Annotated in this window: 25 protein-coding genes; 3 read left to right on the top strand and 22 right to left on the bottom strand. The window is 67.7% G+C overall.

Annotation, left to right across the window (positions count from 1 at the left end):
• Positions 1 to 364: 364 nt before the first annotated feature.
• From ABD848_RS12465 to ABD848_RS12360, 22 genes are all read right to left on the bottom strand, one after another.
• On the bottom strand, positions 365 to 643 hold the full coding sequence (locus tag ABD848_RS12465; RefSeq protein WP_344971226.1) for a hypothetical protein: 279 nt from the start codon (positions 641 to 643) through the stop codon (positions 365 to 367).
• Between the two features lie 233 nt (positions 644 to 876).
• A complete protein-coding gene (locus ABD848_RS12460; RefSeq protein ID WP_344971224.1) occupies positions 877 to 1,116 on the bottom strand; it encodes a hypothetical protein in 240 nt (79 codons plus the stop codon).
• A gap of 203 nt (positions 1,117 to 1,319) precedes the next feature.
• Positions 1,320 to 2,270, bottom strand: coding sequence for an N-6 DNA methylase (locus ABD848_RS12455; RefSeq protein ID WP_344971222.1), 951 nt, complete (start codon positions 2,268 to 2,270; stop codon positions 1,320 to 1,322).
• A gap of 499 nt (positions 2,271 to 2,769) precedes the next feature.
• Positions 2,770 to 3,324 (bottom strand): hypothetical protein, encoded by a 555-nt coding sequence (locus ABD848_RS12450; RefSeq protein WP_344971220.1) that lies wholly within the window; start codon positions 3,322 to 3,324, stop codon positions 2,770 to 2,772.
• Positions 3,321 to 3,530 (bottom strand): hypothetical protein, encoded by a 210-nt coding sequence (locus ABD848_RS12445; protein WP_344971218.1) that lies wholly within the window; start codon positions 3,528 to 3,530, stop codon positions 3,321 to 3,323. Before ABD848_RS12445 ends, ABD848_RS12450 begins: the two co-directional genes overlap by 4 nt.
• Positions 3,531 to 3,644: 114 nt before the next feature.
• On the bottom strand, positions 3,645 to 4,883 hold the full coding sequence (gene dnaN, locus ABD848_RS12440; protein WP_344971216.1) for a DNA polymerase III subunit beta: 1,239 nt from the start codon (positions 4,881 to 4,883) through the stop codon (positions 3,645 to 3,647).
• Between the two features lie 226 nt (positions 4,884 to 5,109).
• Positions 5,110 to 5,631: a hypothetical protein gene (locus ABD848_RS12435; protein ID WP_344971214.1), complete on the bottom strand. Its 522-nt coding sequence runs from the start codon at positions 5,629 to 5,631 to the stop codon at positions 5,110 to 5,112.
• 110 nt (positions 5,632 to 5,741) lie between these two features.
• Positions 5,742 to 6,539 (bottom strand): hypothetical protein, encoded by a 798-nt coding sequence (locus ABD848_RS12430; RefSeq protein ID WP_344971212.1) that lies wholly within the window; start codon positions 6,537 to 6,539, stop codon positions 5,742 to 5,744.
• Positions 6,540 to 7,299: 760 nt separating this feature from the next.
• Entirely contained in the window at positions 7,300 to 10,002 is a 2,703-nt protein-coding gene (locus ABD848_RS12425) for an OmpA family protein (protein ID WP_344971210.1), read from the bottom strand.
• 29 nt (positions 10,003 to 10,031) lie between these two features.
• Complete coding sequence (locus tag ABD848_RS12420) at positions 10,032 to 10,430, bottom strand: pilus assembly protein TadG-related protein (protein ID WP_344971208.1); 399 nt, start codon at positions 10,428 to 10,430, stop codon at positions 10,032 to 10,034.
• Positions 10,427 to 10,849 (bottom strand): TadE/TadG family type IV pilus assembly protein, encoded by a 423-nt coding sequence (locus tag ABD848_RS12415; protein ID WP_344971206.1) that lies wholly within the window; start codon positions 10,847 to 10,849, stop codon positions 10,427 to 10,429. Before ABD848_RS12415 ends, ABD848_RS12420 begins: the two co-directional genes overlap by 4 nt.
• Positions 10,849 to 11,241 carry a TadE/TadG family type IV pilus assembly protein gene (locus tag ABD848_RS12410; protein WP_344971204.1) on the bottom strand — a complete coding sequence of 131 codons (393 nt, stop codon included), beginning with the start codon at positions 11,239 to 11,241 and terminating at the stop codon, positions 10,849 to 10,851. Before ABD848_RS12410 ends, ABD848_RS12415 begins: the two co-directional genes overlap by 1 nt.
• 11 nt (positions 11,242 to 11,252) lie before the next feature.
• A complete protein-coding gene (locus ABD848_RS12405) occupies positions 11,253 to 11,423 on the bottom strand; it encodes a hypothetical protein (protein WP_344971202.1) in 171 nt (56 codons plus the stop codon).
• Positions 11,424 to 11,452: 29 nt separating this feature from the next.
• A complete protein-coding gene (locus tag ABD848_RS12400) occupies positions 11,453 to 12,346 on the bottom strand; it encodes a type II secretion system F family protein (protein ID WP_344971201.1) in 894 nt (297 codons plus the stop codon).
• Positions 12,343 to 13,203, bottom strand: coding sequence for a type II secretion system F family protein (locus ABD848_RS12395; RefSeq protein ID WP_344971199.1), 861 nt, complete (start codon positions 13,201 to 13,203; stop codon positions 12,343 to 12,345). The genes ABD848_RS12400 and ABD848_RS12395 overlap by 4 nt, the downstream gene beginning before the upstream one ends.
• On the bottom strand, positions 13,200 to 14,561 hold the full coding sequence (locus ABD848_RS12390; RefSeq protein ID WP_344971198.1) for a CpaF family protein: 1,362 nt from the start codon (positions 14,559 to 14,561) through the stop codon (positions 13,200 to 13,202). The genes ABD848_RS12395 and ABD848_RS12390 overlap by 4 nt, the downstream gene beginning before the upstream one ends.
• Positions 14,558 to 15,304: a hypothetical protein gene (locus ABD848_RS12385; protein WP_344971196.1), complete on the bottom strand. Its 747-nt coding sequence runs from the start codon at positions 15,302 to 15,304 to the stop codon at positions 14,558 to 14,560. The genes ABD848_RS12390 and ABD848_RS12385 overlap by 4 nt, the downstream gene beginning before the upstream one ends.
• Complete coding sequence (locus ABD848_RS12380) at positions 15,304 to 16,026, bottom strand: SAF domain-containing protein (protein ID WP_344971194.1); 723 nt, start codon at positions 16,024 to 16,026, stop codon at positions 15,304 to 15,306. The genes ABD848_RS12385 and ABD848_RS12380 overlap by 1 nt, the downstream gene beginning before the upstream one ends.
• A 40-nt stretch (positions 16,027 to 16,066) precedes the next feature.
• Positions 16,067 to 16,696, bottom strand: coding sequence for a hypothetical protein (locus tag ABD848_RS12375; RefSeq protein WP_344971192.1), 630 nt, complete (start codon positions 16,694 to 16,696; stop codon positions 16,067 to 16,069).
• Between the two features lie 203 nt (positions 16,697 to 16,899).
• Entirely contained in the window at positions 16,900 to 17,223 is a 324-nt protein-coding gene (locus ABD848_RS12370) for a hypothetical protein (protein WP_344971190.1), read from the bottom strand.
• 512 nt (positions 17,224 to 17,735) lie between these two features.
• Positions 17,736 to 18,974 (bottom strand): aminotransferase class III-fold pyridoxal phosphate-dependent enzyme, encoded by a 1,239-nt coding sequence (locus ABD848_RS12365; protein WP_344971188.1) that lies wholly within the window; start codon positions 18,972 to 18,974, stop codon positions 17,736 to 17,738.
• A gap of 455 nt (positions 18,975 to 19,429) precedes the next feature.
• Positions 19,430 to 19,825 carry an ATP-binding protein gene (locus ABD848_RS12360; RefSeq protein ID WP_344971186.1) on the bottom strand — a complete coding sequence of 132 codons (396 nt, stop codon included), beginning with the start codon at positions 19,823 to 19,825 and terminating at the stop codon, positions 19,430 to 19,432.
• 360 nt (positions 19,826 to 20,185) lie between these two features.
• Here ABD848_RS12360 and ABD848_RS12355 point away from each other — a divergent pair, with 360 nt between their 5' ends.
• The 3 genes from ABD848_RS12355 (at position 20,186) to ABD848_RS12345 (ending at position 21,789) form a co-directional block, all read left to right on the top strand.
• Positions 20,186 to 21,034, top strand: coding sequence for a helix-turn-helix domain-containing protein (locus ABD848_RS12355; RefSeq protein WP_344971184.1), 849 nt, complete (start codon positions 20,186 to 20,188; stop codon positions 21,032 to 21,034).
• Entirely contained in the window at positions 21,035 to 21,259 is a 225-nt protein-coding gene (locus ABD848_RS12350; RefSeq protein ID WP_344971182.1) for a DUF397 domain-containing protein, read from the top strand.
• 299 nt (positions 21,260 to 21,558) lie between these two features.
• A complete protein-coding gene (locus ABD848_RS12345; RefSeq protein ID WP_344971179.1) occupies positions 21,559 to 21,789 on the top strand; it encodes a hypothetical protein in 231 nt (76 codons plus the stop codon).
• The last annotated feature ends 157 nt before the right edge of the window (positions 21,790 to 21,946 follow it).

Genomic DNA, 21,946 nt, shown 5'->3' with positions numbered 1-21,946 from the left:
CAGGCCCGTCTCGGTCCAGGCCTTTCAACCATCGGTGGGCGGTGGCCCGGGTGAGGCCGTCCATGCCTCGGCCTGCTTCCAGGAACAGCCCGAGGTCTGGACAAACAGCACAGTCGTCAGCAACGCCCGTTGGTCCACGCGGGGACGCCCGGTTGTGAGCGGCGGGGCAGCAGGGGGACACGATCTCCCGGAGTCCTTCAGACAACACGCCACTCACATTGCGTGATCACGCTAAGCCATAGAACGCCCTCGCAGAGCTTTTAAGATGAGTTCTTACTGCGGATCGTGATCAACGAATCGACACCGGTCAACTTTCGATCTCCACTTCCCAAACAGGGCTCAGCGCGGCAGTGATCGGCTTCCTTTAAACCAAGTGGGACACGGCGTTGAAGATGGTGTCGTAGACGTCGTCGAGTTCGGGGCAGCACAGGACTCCGTGGTCGTAAGCTTCGATCTCGCCGATTTTGCTGCCGTCGAAGTAGACCTCGTAGAGGTCGCACAGGCCGTCGTTGCCGATGTATTGCACGGCGCCGCGAAGCCGATCGGACCAGGTCGATGTGCCGCGCGACAGGATGTCGATGCGTCGTGTCATGCCGAAGTCGTCGGTTTTGGCGATGCGCCCGTAGAGGGTGCCGGCTGCCATGGTCATCCTCCCAGTGGTCTGTTGCCTTAGCAGGCGCGGAAGCTGATGGAGCAGCGCGTCTGGTTAATGGGGCAAGGCGTGGTATATGCGAGGGCTCGTTTTCCGCCTGGCGTAGATAGGGGTTGGGGGGCTCAGGCGGTGAGGGACGCCAGGTCGAGACAGGGCCGGCAGGCGTGGAAGATACGGCACTTGGTCGTGTCCTGCGCCTGCCGGTCGCGGCGACGGTCAGGGGCTTACCGTGTCGTCTCCTGCTCGTAGAGGGAGATGAGTTGGTGCAGGTCGGGGCCACCGATGAGTGTGCTGGCTTCGGCCAGTGCCTGCATCCGTGCCATGGCGAGTTGGAGTCCCACGCCCCACGTCATGGGGTCGGTGTTGGGCCAGACCTCGCCGCGTTCGGCGAGCATCTCGGCAACTTCGCCCCACGTTGTGAGGGCGAGTCGGGTGAGGCGGTGTCGTTCTGCTGCGCTGCTCATTGCTGAATCTCCTCTACAGGGCAGGTCCGAGTGGAGCGGGCGCGGTGGACATAGCTAGGCGATCCGCAGGTCTCGTGAACCACGAGGTGGGGTTGTCGGCGTCGTTCGGGCGCCTGCGAAATGGCCTCGGCCGCTGGAGAGGCGGCGGAGACGCTGTCCCGGCTTGGGGAGATGTGGCCGAGGCCACGAAGCGGCGGCAGCGGTCAGGGCGACGCAGAGGAGTCCTGTTCCGATTCGGGCTGCCGGTCTGGCGGTTCGAGGTTCTGGAGCGCGCGGAGGACGGTTTTGTGGCGACGGACCTGCTGGGCCAGTTCCAGGGTTTCGCGGCGTTCGGCCTCGGCGCGTTCCATCCAGTCGTGGCTGAGACTGTCGCCCACTCCCAAAAGCACGCGGGGTCCCAGTCCCCAGAGCACGACGTTGACGGCCAGGCAGGCGATGGCCTCCTCGTCGATGTCGACCGCGATCCAGGTCACCGTGGCGGGATCACGCCCGTGCTCACGCATGGCCTGTGCAGCGGCGCGCAGCATCCCTCCACTGCCGGCTGCTGGTTCGTGGACCGTTTGCCCTTCCTGGGGCGGCCCGAGCAGGCGGGCTATCGTGTCGGTGACGCTGGTGGGGGTGTAGAACTGGCCGCGAGCCTGAGCGGCTTTGGGACCGCGCAGGAGGGTCAGTACCTTTCCCAACAGGTCGGTGGAGCCTCGCAAGTCGGCATCTCCAGTGAGGTGGAGCTGGGCGCGTTGCAGCGCTACCCCGGCCACTCGCTTAGCCGCGCGCGTCGCGAGGTCACCCAGCGGACGTTCCCCGTGCCAGGGCCGCATGAGCGGCCAGACCCGGTTGACCAGGTCGGGACGGGCGTTGACGAAGATCGCCCATTGGGTACGCATGAAGGTGGCGAATCGGTCAGCATCCATGGCGATCAGTTCGCCGGCGACCTCGTCGCGCTGTTGGGCTGGAGGGGCCAACAGCGCGAGCGCCGCGACCACCGAGACGGGCACCTCAAGCTCGCCATGACCGTGTGCGTCGTGCCAGACGTCGTCGACCGCTTCAGCGATCGTGGTGGCGTGCTGGTGGGGCGGGCCAGCGGGAGGGGCGATCCCGGTGTTTTTGGCGCGCTTCTCGGAGTTCTGCTTCCTTTTCTTTTTCGGTCCAGCCATGATGACCACCTGATTCGATCGTACTTTTCAATGACAGGCGTCGGGCGGGAACGCGGAATCTGACACAAAGCAGAGGATTCATGAAAGGCGGTCGGCGCGTGATCTTGTGCGACCGGCCGTCGACGGGAATTGACTCCGTTTCTTGTCCCAGGCGGTGGCACGAGCCCTTCACCGCGATATGGGTGTAACGTGCCGCTGCGAGGAAACTGCTGTTCGACGGGGCAGCGATGCGCTACACTGAGCCCACTGGCGCCCCTATGGGTGTCAGATATCGACGCTCCTCAAGAGCGATCGAGGTTGAGGCCCGGCGGGTGAGTTGCCGGCACCCTTCGGGGTGTTTCACCCGCCGGGTTCTTTTTCTCCATTGATTGCGGTTAGAGTGGGACTAGATACGCTTCCCCACAGCCTTGACTATTCCACGGAAAGAACGCGGTGACGTTTTTCGGGAAGTGCTGTCGCTCGCGCCGGCTGTCCCGTTTGGGACACCGAGACAGCAGAGTCAGGTGCCAAGGGCGGGGATGCGGGCCGTATCGACGCGCTGGTGCAGGTGCTGCCAGTAGGGCTCCTCCTGCTGCCAGGGCACCCAGGCCACCAACCGATGCGCCGCCTCCCTGTCGGAGTCGGGGTGGTGAGAGGTGAGAACCTGCATCCCGGTGGGAGTGAGGACGTAGACCCACTCGATCCATAGCGGCAGGCACCCCTCGGTGTTGCCAGGGCAGCGGCACACCAGCAGCTGCGCAGAATCGTTTCGGCTGCCGTGGCAGTAGCAGGCGGGAAACCGGGCATGGTCGCTACTGTCGGGTTCAGCGAATCCGCTGTGGTCAAAGTCGGGCACGGTGAAGGGGTGCGGGCCAGCAGGGTTGATGATGGTGGACCAGCCGGCTGGGTGTTGCTCGACCAGGGTGGTCGCCATCGCGGCGTGGTCTCTGCCGAAGGTCTGGTGGTAGAGCCGGAACAGGGTCCGTCCCAGGCCGGCAGGGTAGCTGGCGAAGTGATGGTAGCGACCCTGCCAACTGTCGCCGGTGAGGACGGCGATCGCGCCACGCGTGCTCATGTGTGCTCTCCCTCCTTCTCGGGCGTGAACTGTTCGGCTGCGGTGGCTGCCTGGGTGATCTGGGCGGCCCAAGCCCGCGCGGTCGCAGGCGGCAGGGTGATGATGTGGGCGAGTTCGCGCACGTGGGAGACCCACAGCAGCACCTGACCGCGCGCGGGTTCGACTGCGGCGCCAACGTGTGGCGGGCTCGACTCTGGGGTGGACATGCCGTTCCTTGCCTCCTCTCGCTCGACCGGGCGTTGCGCTCTGAGTACGAGACAGGGCGGGGAGGAGGTGCGGAAACCGAAAGGCCGGCTTTCCGCACCTCGCGGGGAAAGAGGTCAGTCAAGACGGATGGGCATGATGAGGTGGCGAAACGCCGTGGGATCACCGAGCCCGTCGGGGGCGTCGGTAAGCAGCATGGGCGTGGTGGGGGTTTGCGCGTGCAACGTGACGGTTTGACCCGTGAAGCTGTCCAGCGCTTCGCAGAGGTACTGCGGATTCACCCCGAACTGTGTGGCCTGGCTGATTCCAACGACGTTGGCCGCCAGCCGCGGTGTGCTCACCTGCTCAGGCTGCTCTGACAGACGCGGCGCGACCGTCACCGACTCGGGATCGACGGTGAGTGTCACGGTCTTGGAGGCGTCACGTTTAGCCGAGAGAACGGCTTGGGCCCGCCTAGTCTGAGTGAGCAGTTCGGCGCGGTCGGCAACGATGGCGACGGGGGTTTCGCTGGTCAGCAGCCGAACGTAATCGGGAAAGTCACCATCGATCGAGCGCGTTCGCACCGTGATTTCACCGCACGTCAGCGCCACCATCGTCGGGTAGGGCTCCTCATCATGTTGCCAGCCGAACCCTACGTGGTCACCGGTGAACTTCTTGGCCAGCTTGACGAGCAGCCCGCCATGGACCAGCACCCCCGAGTCTTGCGCGGGGAGTGTGGAGGTGACGGGCAGATGCGCCACGGCGATCCGGTAGCGGTCTGTGGCTGCCAGCGTGAGCTGTGAGGGGGAAAGGTCGAACTTGACCCCTTCGAGTGGGGGCAGGGTGGCGTCTTGGCCCACAGCTGGCAGTACACGCTTGAGCTCGGTGGTGAAGACCTCGCGGTCCACGCGCGCCGTGGTGGGAGGCGTGGCGGGCAAGGTGGGGTAGTCGTCGAGGGGAAGCGTGGTCAGTGGCATGGTGGAATCGGCCAGTTCCACGGTGGCCGACGTGGTATCTGTCGCGCTGATCGTGACCGGCAGCCGCTCGGCTTCGCGTTTGCGCGTCCCTTTGACCAGCGCGTTCATCAGTTTAGTCAACTCGGTGTGGTCGACCAGAAGCCGTCCCTGCGTTGTAGCCGCTTCGGGGATACGGACGGAGATCGCGGTTTCGTAGTCGAAGCCGTTGAGCACGAGATCGCCGTTACTGCTCTCCAGCAGTACACCGGCCATGATCGGGACGGCGGTATTGGAGCAGATCGCAAGGCCGACGGTGGCCAGAGCGTCGGTCAGCCGGGCATAGGTGGTGTGGAAAACGGGTCGCTGCGTCTCGTTGTGGGTGTGTGCAGACCGGCTCACGGACTCGGTCGTGACACTCATTCGCTGCCTCCTACAGGCCAACGATCGTGGTTGCGAACCCTGTTCAGTTGTGGCTGCGTTGTGATTACTGTTCAGCCGCCATGGCGGACGGCTTGGACTCACAGCCGAACTTCCGTTGCTCGCCGGCGCGCTCCGGTGAAAGCGGAATAGCCATGGCTGTGAGGTGGGCGGTCGCAGGCGGGGGCGCGTGGCAGGGCGGGTGGTCCCGCCCTGCCACGCGAACGGGCTAACTCTGGGCTTGCGCGCGTGAAGCGTAGGGCTGGGAACCGATGACGTAGGTCCCGGGACGAACTGGGGTCAGCTCCATGTGCAGGGATGGCTCATCCGGATGCGGCACGTGTAGCACCAGGCGACCGGCAAGCTCGCTGTGGGCATCGTCGGGGATGCGTCGCAGCGTGAACGCGAATGCGCCTCGTGGGTCCCCGACGGAAGCGGTGACCGTGATCGCGTCTTGTTCGGGATCGGTCGTGATGCCCGCGTGGTTGCACCACGCCAGCGGGATCCGTTCGGGATCGTGGGGACCTTCGCCGTAATCGAGGCCGGTGTCGCCGGTGGGCTCATACTCGGGACAGCACGGCCCGTGGTCGTCGCTTTCGAAACCGTCTGGTGTCCTGGCCAGTTCGCGTGAACAGGCACGGCAGCGGTACTGCGGCGATGAGGTTTCCGTATCGGACTCCAGTTGCACCGTTTGGTCGTCGTCCTCCAACAGCGTGACGGGCTCACCGTTGACGATCAGGTCAGCAAGCATGACGCGCTCCATAACAGACAGCGGGAAAGCCGCGAATCGCGGCGCAGGAACGGGGAAATCGGGGCGGGGCATCCCGGGACCACTCGGGATGCCCCGCGGTGCGGTGTGGCCTATACGACGAGGAAGCCCACACGTCCCGTCACGCAGGCGGGGCAAGCGATCGTGGCACCGTCGACGTCGTCGATGGCGTCAAAGTCGAAGTCGTCGACGTCTCTGGCACAGTCAGGCCGGAAGTGCCAGGAACCGGCTTCAGCGATCCACCGGCCCTGGCAGGAGTCGCAGCCGGCCAAGCAAGAGGAAGCGAGAAACCCTTCCTGCTCGACCAGCCACATGAAGAGCACGTCATCCGTGATGTCGTCGGCACCCTCGCAGGCGGCATCGATCCCGGTAGCCCCGACGTAGGTCATCCCGAAGTCGCCCACATGGCCGACCAGGTAGGTACCTGCCTGCACAGTGTGCGTACGTTCGGTGATCTCCCAGCGGTCGGCATAGGCACCGAGAACGCCGCTCCAGCCATAGCGCACGCTCACGATGGTGAACGGGCACAGCACCCGGACCACTGTCAATACGCGGCCCTCGTCCAGGTAGGACTCTCCGATGGTTTCCGAGAACAGGTCGTAGGTTTCGGCCAGTCCCGCGCGCTCCATGTTGCGCAGTACCGCAAGCTCGTGACGATCTCCGATCTCGGGCCAATCGTCGTCATCGGGCAGACCCGGGCGGAAGTCGCCGCGGTCGACGGAGGCCGACGGCGGAACCGCGAACGCAGCTTCGCCGCAACTGGCTACGTGCATGATCTCGTCGAACCGGGAGCCACGCTCCCCATCGCCAGAGTCCAGCACCGCACGAATCGTGTCGCGCGCATCAACGGTCAGAGAGTAACGCGAGACGTCAACATCTAGCAGCGTCATGAGAAATGCTCCTCAAGCAGCTTCCCGAGGTTGATTAAACGCCAGACTTTGGGGTTGCCGTCCCATTGCCTGACACTTCCAATTCTAGTCGTTCATGCGCGACAGACAAGGATTCACAGCCAATTTTTAGACAGGAATCCAGGCCAGACACAAGGAATCGGAAACCCTTGACAAGCACCACCGAAGAAGCATCGACAACCAACCAGACAGCCAGCCATTCACCCCGAAAAGAAAAAACAAAAACCACTGTCGACAAAAGATTCCCAACCGGGAGAAGCCAAACACCGAACAGCCCCCAAAAACGATCCTAGCAACATCCGAATAAAATCGCCGCTCGCTGCCGACACCAATTTTTTTCGGGTGCCTGCGACACCGGTCCGGTGATGCGCCAGCGAAGGCTGCGTAGGGTTTGCCCTGGGGTTTTTCATTCGCATACTCCCACCGACCAGGATGGCGAGGGAAACGGCGGGGCCTACGGCGCCCCCGGCGGCAAGCCGGAAGGAAGCGTCGCCCCGGATCGATGATCCGTTTACCAATCAAGATCAACTAGCGGAAGTTGAATCACAGATGCCTCTAACACGGCCCAAAAATCACCAAAAAGAACAATCCCACACCCCGAAAACAAAGACCCAGACAACAGAAAGAATTAGCACCAGAACCGCCACTACCCCTCTGAAGAAAATAATTTTTCGCCACACTCGCCACGACAGAGGACAACCCCCAGGAACCTATCCACAGTAGAGGCCGCGCGTTCGCTCCCTCAATTTTTCTGTGGAGTTTCTTCTAGTAGTTCGCGCAGCCGAGGGTTGGGAGTGGTGCTGATCCGTCGCATTTCCTGGGCGTAGCGTTCGTAGCCGCGTCGCGCCGCTTGGGTGTTGTCCTGGGCCAGGTGGAGTCGGATCAGCGCCTCGTGGTGGTCTTCGAGGGTGGGATCCAGGGCGATGGCACGCTCCAGCATGGTCACGGCCTCAGCCGGGGCGTTCTCGGCGAGTTGGGCGGCATGATCGCCGAGGACACGCAGGAGGCGCGTCCGGATCTCGACGCGGAGGGGTTCGAGCCAGAGGTAGTCAGCCTCAGCGGCCACGTCGCCGGCGTAGAGCGCGAGCACATGCCGGAGCTGTTCGTGGCGCTGCTCCCCTGGGGCGGCCTGCTCCGAGGCTTCCAGGGCTGCGGTGAACTCCCACAGATCGACCGCGACCGTCTCGGCGGCGAGTTGGTAGCGGTCGCCGTCACGGATGACCAGGGGTGGTGGGTCCTGTCCCTGCACGGGGCGCAGGAGACGGCGCAGTGTGCTGACGGCGTCGTGGAAGCGGCGAGTGGCGCGTCGAGGCTCGTCCTGGGGCCACATGTCCTCGATTGCGGCGTCACGTCGCACCCCGCCGGGATGGACGGCGAGATAGGCGGCCACCTCGTAAGCGCTGTGGCGCCGTAGTTCCACCGGCTCGCCCGCCACGGTGATGCGAATCCGGCCCAACAGGTGCAGCCGCACGTCTCGCGAGCGCGGTGCTTCGTCGAGTGTGTCGGCCTCTGCTGGCGAGCCCTCACCGCTGCTGGGGACTGAAGCGTTCTCAGCCTCCGCCGCTGCTTGTGCCTCGACGTACAGGGCTTCCCCCGCAGGCTGCGAAACGTCGGGCTCGGAGGCGGCGGCCGGTGGCGGCCCGGAGGCGTCCTGGGTGACCTCAGGCGTTGGGGAGGTCGCTGGAGGCTGTTCGTCCAGCAGGGCGGCGATGGTGTCAGGAGTGACGGTAGGCCAGCGGAGGCCGTGGACGTGTGCCAGGGACGAACTGGTCTCGGTGATCACGCCGTTTTCGGAGATGGTCAATGTGTTGCCTGCCGGCCAGTCGCCCAGCACGAGTGCGGTGATGTCCAGCTCGGCCGTTGCGTGCAGCAGTGCGGCGAGATCTGCCTCGTGCTCCTGGTGCGCGGTGGTGATCAGCACCAGCGGAGGCGTGGTGGAAGCGGCCGGGGAGGTGGATCGCAGGTCGGCGATGGTGTCGACGCCGGCTTCATGGAGCCGGTGCTGGCGTTCGACCGACTCCGCGTGCAGCGTGGTCAGCGCCACCGTCGGCGAGGAAACCACCTCGACTCGGGGTGCGTGTCGTGCCTGCAGCGCCGTGCTGGTCTCCTGGCCCAGGACGAGCGCGGCGTCCGGGGCGCAGAGCACGATCCGTGGTGACTGCGGAGCCGCGTGGGGGCGGAGGGCGGTGGCCAGCACAGCGCGTGCGGCGCCGGTCGCGCCGGGGCCGGTCACGCCGACGCCAGGGGTGCGGGACAGCTCGACCAGGATCTGCTCGCCGACGCTGTCAGGGTCAGCGACAGCGTCGGGGGTGGGCGCCTCTTCCTCAGCGTCGTCGGTTGACAGCGCTGCCGCGCTCGCCGGGACAGGGGGCGGTTGCCGTTGGCCATCCTCGCCTGGCCAGGGTGGGGCTTGGCGATCTTTCTTGTATGCGTAGCGCCGGGAGGCAACCGTGGCACCGCTGGCCGCACCGACCGCAGCGCCTACTCCCGTTGCGAGGGTGAGCATGACGCCGGAGGGCAGTACCAGCGCCACAGCCGGCTGCTCGTTCGCACCGGCCGCGGTGGGTGCGGGTTCTGCACTGGGCGAGGGTGGCTCTTCGTCCGGTGTGGCGGGCTGCGAGGTGGGGGCGGTGGTGACGGTGTAGGTGATCTCGACCCGGCGCTGGCCGGCGTCTTCGGCTCCGGCGATGGGGTGTTCCTCGCCCATCGCACGCGTCTCGATCGGGGGTGCCCTGTCTGTGAGCTGCTCGCTGAGGTAGGTGGCGGTGGCCACAGCGCGGCGCCGGGACAGCGTGCGGTTGTAGTCGGCGTCGCCCGCGGTGTCGGTGTGGCCGGTCACCGTGATCGCGATGTCTGTGGCGCCGTGGTCACGGATCATCTCCACAGTGGGCCGCAGCTCCTGGCGCATCGCAGGCGTCAACTCCGCGGAGTCGTAGCCGAAGTGGTCGATGGTGCGGCTGCGTTGCACCACCTGTCCCCCGTGCACCGTGCTGTCGGGAAGCTCCTCGCCGACGGCGGAAGAGCCCTCAGTTGATACAGCACGCGGAGGAGACGGGGGCTGTTCGGCGGAAGTTGGGGTGGCTGCGGGCGGGATGGTGGCGTGGGCGGCCGGAGTGGTGAGGGTGGCGCCGATCGTGGTGGCGGCCAGCACCTGGAGGGGACCGAGCAGGCGCAGGCGCAGGCGGATCGGTCGGCCGCGCAAGCGGGCGAGGATCTCGGCCAGGAGGGTGAGCAGGTACAGGCCCCACGCGGCCCATAGGGCGGCGATGAGTACTGCGGTGGCCAGACCGGGTGGGAGAGAGCCGCCGCGTAGGTAGGCCAGCACGCCGGCGTAGGACCAGTCGAGTGCGGGCCAGTCCAGCACGGCCGTGGCCGCGTAGGGCAGGCCGGCCAGCAAAGCGACGGTGACCAGTAGGGCGCTGAGTCGGTGGATTCCGCGGAACACGGCGGCCTCGTCTCCAGACCGAAGGGGCTTCAGGGCGTGGTGTGAGGGCGGGCGGTGGCGGTGGCCTGCAGGGAGCGGGTGCCCAGCGGCAGCAGCGTGAAGGTGTGGTCCAGGCGTGCGGTGACGGTGACCGTGTCACCGTTGACCTGGACGGTTCCCTCAGCTCCGGCTTGGGTGAGGAACGTGCGTGCGGCGTGTCGGGCGGGGCGCGGGGTGAGGCGGACTGAATCGCCAGCGCGGTAGGCGGCCAGGTCGATCTCCTGGGCGCCGGCGCGGGCGGCCTCCTGGGCCAGTGACAGGGCACGGCTGCGGGTGGCCAGTGCGGTCCCGCCTTCGAAGACGAGGGCGAACAACAGCAGCAGCGCGGCGGTGAGGATGACGACGAAGGCAGTGACCTGTCCGGAGTCGTCGTGGCGGGTGCGGGTCATGGGGCGCTCCGGTAGGTGTCGACGACCGCGCTGGCGGTACCGGTGGCGGTGTAGGTGCCGGGCAGGCCCAATCCGGAGAGGTCGGCCAAGTCGGCGTGGCAGGTGAAGGTGGCGGTCACCGTCGATCCCGGTACCAGGCCGGCGGTGTCGAGGGTGAGGGTGTGGCCGGCGCAGCTCAGTTCGTGCGTACGCAGTGCGTTCGCCGCCGCTTCGCGGGAGGCGATCTCGGCGGCTGCGACGCTGCGTTGCAGGGTGGCAGCACGGGCGGCGGCGTGGGCGACGGTGTCGGCGGTGAACTCGGCCGAGACAGTGCGGTAAGCCAGCACCACCAGTAGGGCGAACAGGACGAGGGCGGGAGTGAGCAGCGCGAGTTCCACTGCCGCCCCACCCGTGTCACGTCGGATCTGGGTGTGGCGCATCATGGGACGGTTGCGGGGACGTAGCGTTCCACGGGAGCGGAGAGCTGCTGGCGCACGGGCCAGGTCATTCCCGGCAGCAGGGTGGGCACGTGGGCCTCGACTGTCACTTCGGCGGTGGTGGCGCCGCGCCGCACGGTGACGTCGATGTCGGTGAGCAGGTCACCAGCGAGCTGGGCGGTGGCCTGCTCGGCTGCGGCGCTGCCGCCGGCCTGGGTGGCCTCGGCGGTGCGGGTGGCGGCCAGGGTGTGGCGGGCGATGGTTTCGGCGGCGTGGCCGGCGTGGGCCCATACCGCTACCTGGACTACCAGCATGATGAGCAGCAGCATCAGCGGCGTGGCGATGGCCACCTCGGTGCTGCCGCGGTCGTCGCCGCTACGGGGTGGGTGGGCCATGGCCGGGTCCTCTACTCCAGAGTGATGGATTCGGCTTTGTCCATGACGGCCTCGGAGATCACGGAAAGGGCGCCGATGGCGAGGATGGCCAGCAGGGCGATGACGATAACGGCTTCGGTGGAGTAGCCGCCGTCGCCGCGGGGGCGGCGGGCGGCGAGGAACGCGGCGAGACGGTCCAGCATGAACAGGCGTCTCCCTTCAGTGCGTGGGGCTAGAGGCTGGTCAGGACGAGGCTGAGGGCGGGGTAGCCAATCAGGACCAGGAAGCCGGCGAAGAGCACGACCACGGGCAGGCTCATGCGTTCTGTGGCTGATTGGGCGTGGGCGTCGAGCTGGGCCAGGTGCTGGGTGCGCAGGGTCTTGGCTTTGGCCGCGAGGGAGGCGCGCACCCGGGCGCCGTCGGCGCCGGCCAGTTGCAGGCTGGCGGCCAGCTCGGCGAATTCGGGGACCTCGTAGCGGCCGGCCAGCTCGCGCAGCGCGGTCCAGGGAGGTTGGCGGCGTAGCGCCGCTGCGTGCAGGGCAGTGCGGATGCGGCGCATCGCCCAAGTGGGGCTGGCCTGGGCGGCTTCTTCCAGTGCCCCGTTGACGCCGGCGCCGCCGGCCAGGGCGATGACGACGAGGTCGGCGAAGGCGGCCAGCGTGTGGCGCAGGGCCGCGCGGCGTTTGGCCGCCCGGTCGCGCAGCGCGAGGTCGGGGGCCAGCCATGCCACCACGGCGAACAGGCCCCACATCACCATCGCCCATACAGGCGCAGGGGCGGCTCCGGCCACGGCCAGCGCTGTGACCAGCAGGGGTGGAGCGGCCAGTCCCAGGAGGGCGGCGGTGGTTTTCTCGGCCAGGTAGTCGGTCGTGTCGCGGTCGCAGGCGGCCAACCGTGTCCGGGTCCGGTCGGTGGGCAGGCCGAGGGCGGCCAGCACGGGCACGCCGAGGCGGCCGAGGCGGGCCGCCCACCCGCGTGAGGCCACCGCTGCCGTGTCCGTGGCGGAAGGGGCGGGGTCGGTGAGGCGTTCGGCCAGGCTGGGCCGGGCCCAGCGCAGGGCGAGCATCGCCCAGATCCCCGCGGCGAACAGCGCCCCGCCGAGCGCGCCCAGCACCGGCGGACTCACTGCGGCACTCCTTTCTGCTCGTGGTGGGTGGCGGACAGGACACGGGGGCCGACGTCGGTGCGGGCCAGCCGCGCCAGCCACGCCAGCGCCGCGGCCCACAGCGCGCCGATACCGGCGAGGACGGTCTGGCCCACCGGCCCGTCGTAGGGGTCCAGGTAGCTGGGGTTGACCAGCAACAGCAGCGCGGCCAAGCCGATGGTGACGGCGACGATGATGCGCATCGCGGTGCGGATGCGGGCCCGGCTGGCGGCGATACGCACCAGCATCGCCGCCTGCTCCCGAGTGGTTTCGGCCAGGCTGGACAACAGCGTGCCCAGATCGGCGGCGTGGCGACCGGCGGCGCTGGACAGCGCGGCGGCCACCAGGTCGGCGGTGGGAACGTCCACGACCGTGGCGAAGTCTGCGAGGGCCTCCTGCGGAGGACGCGCGGTGCGCAGCTCCTCGGTCAGCCGGGCGACCTCGGGTTGGATCGGAGCGGGCGCGATGGGGGCGGTGGCGGTGATGGCGTGCTGCAGCCCGGAGGCGCCGGCCGTCAAATCGCGGATCTGCTCGCTCCAAGAGGCCACCGCTTCGATCCGAGCCACCCGACGCTCATGGCCGCGATCTGGCCCCAACACCTGAGGCAGCCACGCCAGACCGGCCGCGGCGAGCACACCGGCCACCGGCCAGCCCGTGGCCAGCCAGGCCAGCACACCGCCCAGGGTCGCGGCACCGGCGCGCAGCACGTGGTGGCGGTGGAGGGCCAACCGCCGCAGCCGCAAGGGCGGGCCAGCCGGACCAGTTACGGTCAGGGCCACCAGCCACACTCCCGCCCCGGCCAGCATGCCACCGCCGATGGCCATCACGCTGGGGATCACGGTGCGCTCCCCTCGCCGGCCTGCAGCAGCCGGGCCGGGTCGAGCCCGCCGTGGACGAGCGCGTCGAGCATGTCGGGGCTCGGCGGTGCGGCTGTTCGCACCGTCCCGTCGTGGTCGCGGCAGTAGATCTCGTTGGAGGTCACCCGCTGGCCTTCGGCCCCGACCACCTCGCGCACGCTGGTGACCATCCGCTCCCCCTGTGGGGTGGCGGAAAGGTGCACGACCAGGTGCACCGCCGCCGCGGTCAGTAGCGCGCTGGCCTCCAGCGGGAGGCGTTCGCTGCTTTGGGTGGCGTAGGCACCGATCTTGGTGAAGGCGCCTTCCGAGGAGGCCGCGTGCAGGGTCGTCAGCGAGCCGTCGTTGCCCTGTGACATCGCGTTGAGCAGCGGCACGGTCTCGCTGCCGCGGGTCTCGCCCACGATCACCCGGTCCGGCGACATCCGCAGCGCGGCACGCACCAGGTCGGCAACCGTGATCTCGCCGGCGCCCTCGACGTTGGCCGGGCGCGCGTGCAGCGCCACACAGTCGGGGTGGGCGCTGCGGTCGCGTTCTAAGGCGAGCTCGGCGACGTCCTCCACGGTGACGATGCGCTCCGAGGCGGGGATCTCTGTGGCCAGTGCGCGTAGCAGTGTGGTCTTGCCCGCCCCGGTGCCGCCGGTGATGACGATGTTGCGCCGGGCCCGCACCGCCGCCCGCAGCAGCCCCACGAGGGTGTCGTCCACAGTGGCGGCCTCGGCCAGTTCGGCCAAGGTAGTGGTGCGGTGACGGTGGCGCCGGATCGAGACCGCCGGAGCGTGGGCGACCTCCATCACCGCGTTCAACCGGGAACCATCGGCCAACGGCATATCCAGGATCGGCGCGGCCGGGTCGAAACGCCGCTCCCCCGCCGGAGACTCGGCGGCGATGCGGCGCACCAGCGCCACCAACTCCTGACCGCTGGACACGATGGGAGAACGTTGTTCGCGGCGCCCGTCGGCGTAGCGCACCCACACCTGGGTGCCGGTGAGGTTGATGTTCTCGATCTCGGGCTCGTCGAGGAGTTCCTGGAGCGGCCCCAGTCCACACACCTGGGCCAGCACCCGGCGTGTGACCACCTGCTCGCTGGGGCCATCCAGCACCGCCCGGCCGTGGGCCAAAGCGTGCTGGGCGGCCTCGTCCAACACCTGGCGAATCGCCCGTTCGGCCTGCTCACGGTAGTCTCGGCCGGCCAGTGATGCGCCCGAGGAGTCCACCTGCGCGCTGAGGCGGCTCCTCACCTCACCGGCCACATACCGGGTCCATTGGGTGATCGCCGCCGCATACTCAGGATCGACACCCGTGGTGGGCTCGGTGACCGCGAAGGTCTCGGCTTGGATCATGCCTCTCCCCCCATATTGCGGACCGGTTGCTGGGTGTCCTGGGCAAGCAGGGCATCAGCCAGCCGCTGCGCTCCCGCCAACAGCGGACGACGATGGGGACGGCGCAGGCGCTGGTGACCGCGCATGAACTCCGCGCCCCGCCGGTCATAACCGATGCGGGCCCACACCGGCCTCGTCATCGCCCGCGCGATCTCGCCACCACTTTCGCGGTCTCCGATGACCACCAGCCCCAGCCGAGCCATCTTGGCGCCCAGCACCTGGGCAACTTCGTTTGCTCGCTTGAGTTGGGCCTGCTCGTCGGTGGTGACCAACAGGGCCACGTCCGCGGCGGCAGCCAGGTAGGCCGCCGCCGAACGCGGCATCAACCGGCCCAAATCCAGCACCACCAGGGAGTCCACGGCCGGGGCCAGCACGCCGGGATGCTGGGCCACCATGCTCACCACCCCGTTCGCACGGCCGGCGGTGACCGGCGCCACGCACACCCGTTGGCCACCGGCCAATACCTGAGTGTGGCGAAACAGATCCGGCGGCTGGCTGTGGAGCCCCTCGGGGCGCGCCGCTGCGGCCAGCTCCACCAGCCCGGGCGCAATCGGCATACGCCGCCACGCGGCCACATCCCCACCGCTGGCATCAGCCTCCACCAGCACCGTAGGCACCTCGCGTGGCCACATCGCGGCCAGCGCCAACCCCAGCGTGGTCACTCCCGGCGCTCCAGACAGCGAAAACAGCGCGACCGTGCGCATCACTGCTCTCCTCGCGGGGACACCTCGACCACGCTCAGGCTCTTGGCCGCCGCCGCCCGAGCCACCATGGCCGCATCGCCGGCGTCCACGACCAACTCCACCCGCGAACTGCCGCTACCCGTCTCACCTGGAGGGATGATCGACTGAACCCGTCCGGCCACCGCCTTCGGCGAACCCGCTGGCGCCGCGGCCTCTCCCGCTGCGGGGGTGGCCTGCCCAGCCTGCACAGCGCCACCGGTGATCACCACCGACACCGGCGCACCCGCCCGCAGCGAGGCGGGAAACTGGTTCGTGGCCAAAGCGGCCCCGACCACAGCCTTCCCCTCTCCAGGATGCTCCGCCGCCGTTCCCACGGCTGCCTGCGTGAGCAGCGCTCCCTGTGCCACGGGCCGTAGCACCGTCTGGCCCACCATCCGGTCCAGTCGCGCACTGGGCACCGCCGCCAACTCTTCTCCCCCGGCGATATCGACCACGCGCAGATCCCCCGCGGTCACCACATGGCCAGCCGGAAGGTCGCGGGCCGCTGCGACGACCCCGCTGCGCTGATCCACCTGCCCCAGAGCCACCACGACCGCCATCGCCCCCAGCGCCATCAGTCCGACGCCAACCGCCAGCCAACGCCATCGGCGCATCCCGGTCCCCAGCAGCCGCACCGGCGCCTGGCCGTTGCTCACATTGTCGGACCGGCGGGGGGCGGTTGTTCTATCCGTTACTCCTGCCATCTGGCCTGAACTCCCTCCATGCAGTTCAGGACGTCATTACCTAGCTCGTCGTCTCCACCAGCGCCTGGGATTCGACGACTTCGACCTCGGCGCCGGCCGCGGTCACCAGCGGGTCGAGCGTGCCGCCTCCGCCGTCGGAGGACTGCCAGCTAACCGCCCAGGTGACCTCTACTCCCAGCGCGTAGGTCCCCTGCGGCTGCCCGGCCGAGGCGCGGGTGTAGGTGTGGCCACAGGCGGGTGAGGCCGCCGCCGGATCATGGACCTGCGGGTTGTAGGCCACCCCCGGCCCCGCGCAGGCAACCGTGGTGCCATCGCCCATCGCCCAGTGCGCCCGCACCGGTGTGGCGGTGACCGAGACCGCTCCGCCCGGCACGGCGGCTCGGGCCGAGTGCGCCCGCCAGGTCTCCTCGCCCACCCACAGCCACATGGGCACCCGCACCAGCACTGGCTGGTCCAAGGGCGGCGAGGCCGCCAGTCGGGGTGGGGGAAGGCGCAACGAGTCACGGGCATCGTCGGCCACCGCCGCCGGATCCACCGCGGCCACCTCCGCCGTTTCGGCTTCGGCTGCGGCCCCACCGATCACCGAGCACAACGGGTCGGCCTCACACTCCGACTCGCCAGTGAGAACGGCATCGTCGTCCTCGGCCGCCGAGTCTTGCGAATCCGCCACGTCCCCACCAGCCTCTTCGCGCGAACGCCCCGGCGTACCGGGCTCCTCGTCCCCGGAATACGCCGACACCTCACAGCCGGGTCCACCCGAAGAACCACACTCGGCCCGGCCGAAGAAGTCCTGCGCATCCGCTGCCGCCACCCCCAATGGCGTGAGGACACACGCCGCCACCAAGCTTGCGGATATCCCTCCACGGTGCGTGATCAGTCGCATGAGCCGGGCTCCCAGATCCGCATCTCGCTGACCCGCCACACCAGCCCGTCATATGAAGCCGTGGCCTCGATCCGACGCGGCTTAATCTGCGAATCCGTCCGGTTCTCGGCAGGGATCCAGGCCGAGCCGTCGGCGCAATCCTCGATGTCCGCGGTGGTGGGGTTCTCTTCGGGGGCCAGGGATATGACTTCCGGGTTCAAGACCGGATCACCGGAATAAGTCACGCCTTCCTCGGCCGCGCTTTCCAGCGCCTGCACCATGAGGGCGTGCGCCTGCCCCTGGGCATAGTCACCAAGCTCGGGCGGCTCGGTCACCCCATCATGGGATGCATCAACCACTACTGCCCACATGCCCTCATAGGCCGCCAGCGCGGCTTCCTCCGCCGTCTGCGGAGCGCTCGACGAAGGCTCTGGAAAAGAGGGAGAGGGAGGAGGCGACGGGGCAGAACGGTCAGGCCCTGTCGGCGTACAACTCGCTGCCACCATAGCCACTACAGCGCCACAGATCGCTGCGGCGCCCCGATGCACGACAGCCATCTATATCCCCACGACGCGCACTCAACCTCACGTCCGGTATGGAGTAACGACGCTAGTACGCACAGCCATTACGGCCAAGGGAACACCAAAAACGCACCAGCCGAAAACAACGAACTAACCGACAAGTAAGACCAGACAGCTATGAAAGTGACCGTGAAGTTACCGCAGGGGAAAGCTCTATAAATAGGACGCCTTCCTTGATGAAAAGCCTGCGGCTGTTTCGAGGATGGGGCGCTGCAACCGTAGGCGAGCCCCAACGATGGTTTCTGTCACGTGGTGGCTGCTGTTGTTCAGATGGCGCTCTCGGGCGGCTCGGCTTCCTGGCCAGGCGAGGACTGGAAGGCGTGGGTGGGGTGGGTGAGGGTGGCGGCGACGAGGTCGATGATCGTGTCGAGGTGGTGGCGCCGGCAGGTCAGGGGCGGGGTGAGCCGCAGGCCCGTGCCATCGTCGGTGGCGCGGACGCGCAGGCCGTGGTTGCCGGCGATGCTCGCCAGCCGCCGGCCCGCGCTCGGGCTCTCGCCCGGCGAGGGTGGGTGGATGCTCACATCCAGCCCCTGGCTGTGGACGTGAGCGCCCGGGGCGAGGCGTTGGGTGAGACCGCGGTGGAGGTAAGCGCCATCAGCAATGGCTTTGGGGGCCAACTCGTGGTCGGCGATCGCATGGAGCACCTCGACGGCGACAGCGGCGGCCAAGGGGTGGATGTCGCCGGTGTCGTGGGCTTCGAAACGCGCTCGCTCCAACAGGCGAGTATCGACGAGGAGGGCACCCAGTGGGCCGAAGCCGGCGGTGAGGCTGTCGCCGACGGCGGCGATGTCGGGCCGATCCTCCGGATCGGTGAGGGTCGACAGCAGCAGGGGCGTGCCGCTGCGGGCCAGTCCGAGGCGGGTCTCGTCCCACCCCAGGATCACGTCGTGGTCCTGGCACAAGCGGCGTAGCTGCTTCAGGGGCGCGGTGGGCACCGGGAGCGCGGTGGTGGCGTGGACGATGATCGCGCGGACGGGGTCGGGGCGGGCACGGCGCAGCGCGCGTTCGACCCGCTCAAGCACACTCAGATGCTCGGCGCCGGCCAGCCGGGGGCGCGCCTCCGAGACGGGAACCGCGTGGGAGGAGGCCGCGGGATCGGCCAGTTCGGTGAGGTTGAGGGCCAGGGCCGCGCCGGGTGGCCAGGACAGATCGGCCCATCCAGCCTCGCCGATACTGGCCAGGGCTTGGGCGGCGGTTTCCCCGCTGGGAGCCAACGCCACATGGTCCCAGCCCAGCAGTGCACTGAGGTTGGCGGTTAGGTGGTGTTCCTGGCTACGAGTCCACGGTGGCGGCAGGGCCGGCAGGAGAGGAGAGCGACCCGCACTGATCTGCGGCTGCCAGTCATAGCCCAGCAGCACCCGGTCGCCGGCAACGCTGTCGGCGCCGGCAGTGGCATCCACCAGCCGGCGCCCCTCAAGTGTGCGCAGGTAGGGGCCCTCGCCACCGGCGGCAGTGAGCCACGGACCGGTCGAACGGGCGGGACGGAAACGAACAACGGACGACACGAAAAGACTCCTAGAAACAGCAACAGCACGAGAGGGAAAGGGCCACGGCGGCAGCGCCGACTGGGGAAGGACAGAGTCGGCCGGAGCACTCACGAGAGGCGATGGGCTCCGGGGCCTGCCGCCGCGGCCAACCCCCGGTTCGGCCCAGAACGCCGCGCCCGAGAGCGGGCATGGCTCGCCAGGGCCATAGGGGGCGTCGCGCTGCGATCGCCGCGAGGCTCAGCGCTAGGCACGCTGCCTCGCAGCGAACGCGCACAGCAACAACAGTGTTGGCAGTTGTGGATCGTCGAGGGCGGACAACGACAGATGTCCCGGCAGGAGAAACCTGCATGCCCCAAAACCAGGGGCCTCGACCGCCGGGAGGGTCCCGACCGTGACGTCACGCTGTACAAGCGCGCTCATCACGGCGGACTTAGCGTGTCAGTACGGCGCTAGAGCAATCGGGTGGCCCTTGGTCACGCCGCCGGTAAGGGGGAAGCCTCGGTGGGCAGAGGAAGCCCGACCATGACCTCCTTGCCGGGACTGCCACCGACCTCTGAGACGGCTGGGCGCACGATCAGGCTGAAGGCCGACTGGACGAGGAACAAGCCCCGCCCGCCGATCGCGAGAGGGTCGGGTGGGCCCATCGCCGCCCGCACCCGGCGTCGTAGCTGTTCCAGCGAAGCCACTCCGGCGTCGAAGAGCGCGAACCACAGCCAGCCATAGCTGGCATAGACCCGCAACTGCCAAGGGGCCGGAGCGTGGCGTTGGGCGTTGCTGGCCAACTCCGTGACGGCTTCCTCGACCGATTGCACTGTCTGTTCAGCGATGTCGAAGCCGTGGAGCAGCAGCCGCGCCTCTTTGCGCGCCAACCAGGCAGGCCGACACCGCTGCACCAAAACCAACCGACAGAACAGATGCTCAGGGCCAGGCCAGGGGGAAACGCCAGCGGGAACATCGCCCGTGCCGGCCGGTGACGAGTGGGGTATACAGGAAGAACCGGGGGTTTGGTTTCCGAGCATCGGAAACTCCTTCGGTAACGGCCACCCGGGACGCGGTCGAGCGCCAACTCATTGCACGCGTCTCGGGTGGCGATCTCTCGCGGCACGTCATGCCGCCGTTCCTTGAACTCCGCGTGAGCTGGGGCTCACGTGCTGCTCAGATTGACACACTCTCATCATAGCGTCAATATTGTTTTGCAATTTTGTAGATCGTTAACGGGAGGACTCGGTGTGGCGCAGCGCAAGGTGACCCTACGCGCCCAGTGGCTGGGCAAGCTCCTCAAAGAGCTACGCGAGCAAAACGCGATGACGCTCAAGGAAGCCTCGGAGTACCTGGGACGCGACGCTCCCGCCCTGAGCCGCTTCGAATCAGGCGTGCACCCCATCCGACGCGGCGATGTCTACGCCCTCATGGACCTTTACGGCGTCGAAGACAAAACCCAGCGCGACATCCTGCTCCAACTCACCGGCGAAGTCGCCAAAACCGGCTGGTGGGAAAAGTACAGCCACGACCTCTCCGGCGGGATCATCGACTACGTCTGGCTGGAAAACCGCGCTGAAAGACTGTGGACCTTCGACGTCACCCCTGTGCACGGGTTACTGCAAACCGCCGCCTACGCCGAAGCCTGGCTGCGCGCGGTTCGCCCCACCGCCACCACCAAACAGGTCAACCGTTGGGTCGAGATGCGCCTGCGCCGCCAAGAAATCCTCACCCGCGACGAACCCGCCCACCTCACCGCCCTGATGGACGAAGCCGTACTACGCCGCCCGGTCGGCCAACGCCAGGTGATGAAAGACCAACTCCATCACCTCCTCGATCAGGCGCAACGCCCCAACATTGACCTACACGTCCTACCCTTCGCCTCCGGCGAGCACAGCAGCCCCGACGGCGGCTTCGCCCTGATCAAAATGAGCGACCCCTTCCCCACCATCGCCCACGCCGCAGGCCCGGCAGGCACCCTCTATGTGGAGACCGACGATGCCGAACAACTAGTCTCGGTCTATGACCGGCTCCGCCAGGCCAGCCTCAGCACGGAGGACACGATCACCCTGATCGCCTCCATCGAGAAGGAACTGTAAATGAGCCAGACCACACCCGCCCCAGGCGCCACCACCCAACACGACCGCTGGCGCAAGAGCTCCTACAGCCCCAGCGGCGGCCCCAACTGCGTCGAAGTCGCCGACGCCGCCGACCACCACGCCATCCGCGACTCAACACGCCCCCACGCGGGCCATCTCGACTTCCCGACTCCTGCCTGGGCCACCTTCATCGCCTCGATCAAAAACACCGAACGCGACATGTAACGGCGCAACCGAGATGAACTCTTAGACACGTCAGTGGCGCAGCAACGCCCGAATAGCTCACGGTGGAGGACTCGGCCACAAAGCAGTGCGTGATCTTCTGCTCAGGCGGATGCCAGCGATCCCGGCAGCGGTACCAGGCGCTCCGCCCGCTTATGGCCGGCCCGGTAACCTTGGCCATTCAATATTGCGGTGCTCCGGGCACTATTAGCCGGTCCGCCCTCATGGCTCGCCAAGAGCTGGGCTGGCAGCCCCACCTCATCCCCGGCATCCTGGAGGAGACCGACCGTGGCCAGCCGTAGGTGGACCAAGTCCAGCTTCAGCACCGGCGCCAACAGTTGCCTGATATACCGCCCCGCCACCTCTGCCCCGCTGGTGGCCGACTTCACCCCGACGGCGAGAGGCGCATAACCACCACCGCCGCCGACTCCCCCACCCTGTCCTTCACCACCGAAGAAGTCACCGCATTCATCCACGGCATCCAAACCGGCCAACTACGAAGCTCTACCTTGACGGCCCACTACCCCCTGTAAGAACTGGTAACCGTCCACCTACAGCGGAGATGTCAACGTCGCCCGAAAGTGGACCACTGGGCGACGGATGAATGTTGACCACCCTCCACCACCAGTTTCTTCTCATCGCTTGGTCGTCCAGGCTCAGGTGCGGTTTCCGCCTGAGGGAGGTATCCGG

The sequence above is a fragment of the Salinactinospora qingdaonensis genome (assembly GCF_039539445.1).
GTDB lineage: Bacteria > Actinomycetota > Actinomycetes > Streptosporangiales > Streptosporangiaceae > Salinactinospora > Salinactinospora qingdaonensis.
Note: the sequence above shows the minus strand (reverse complement) of the source record. Positions and strands in the feature narration are given on the sequence as shown.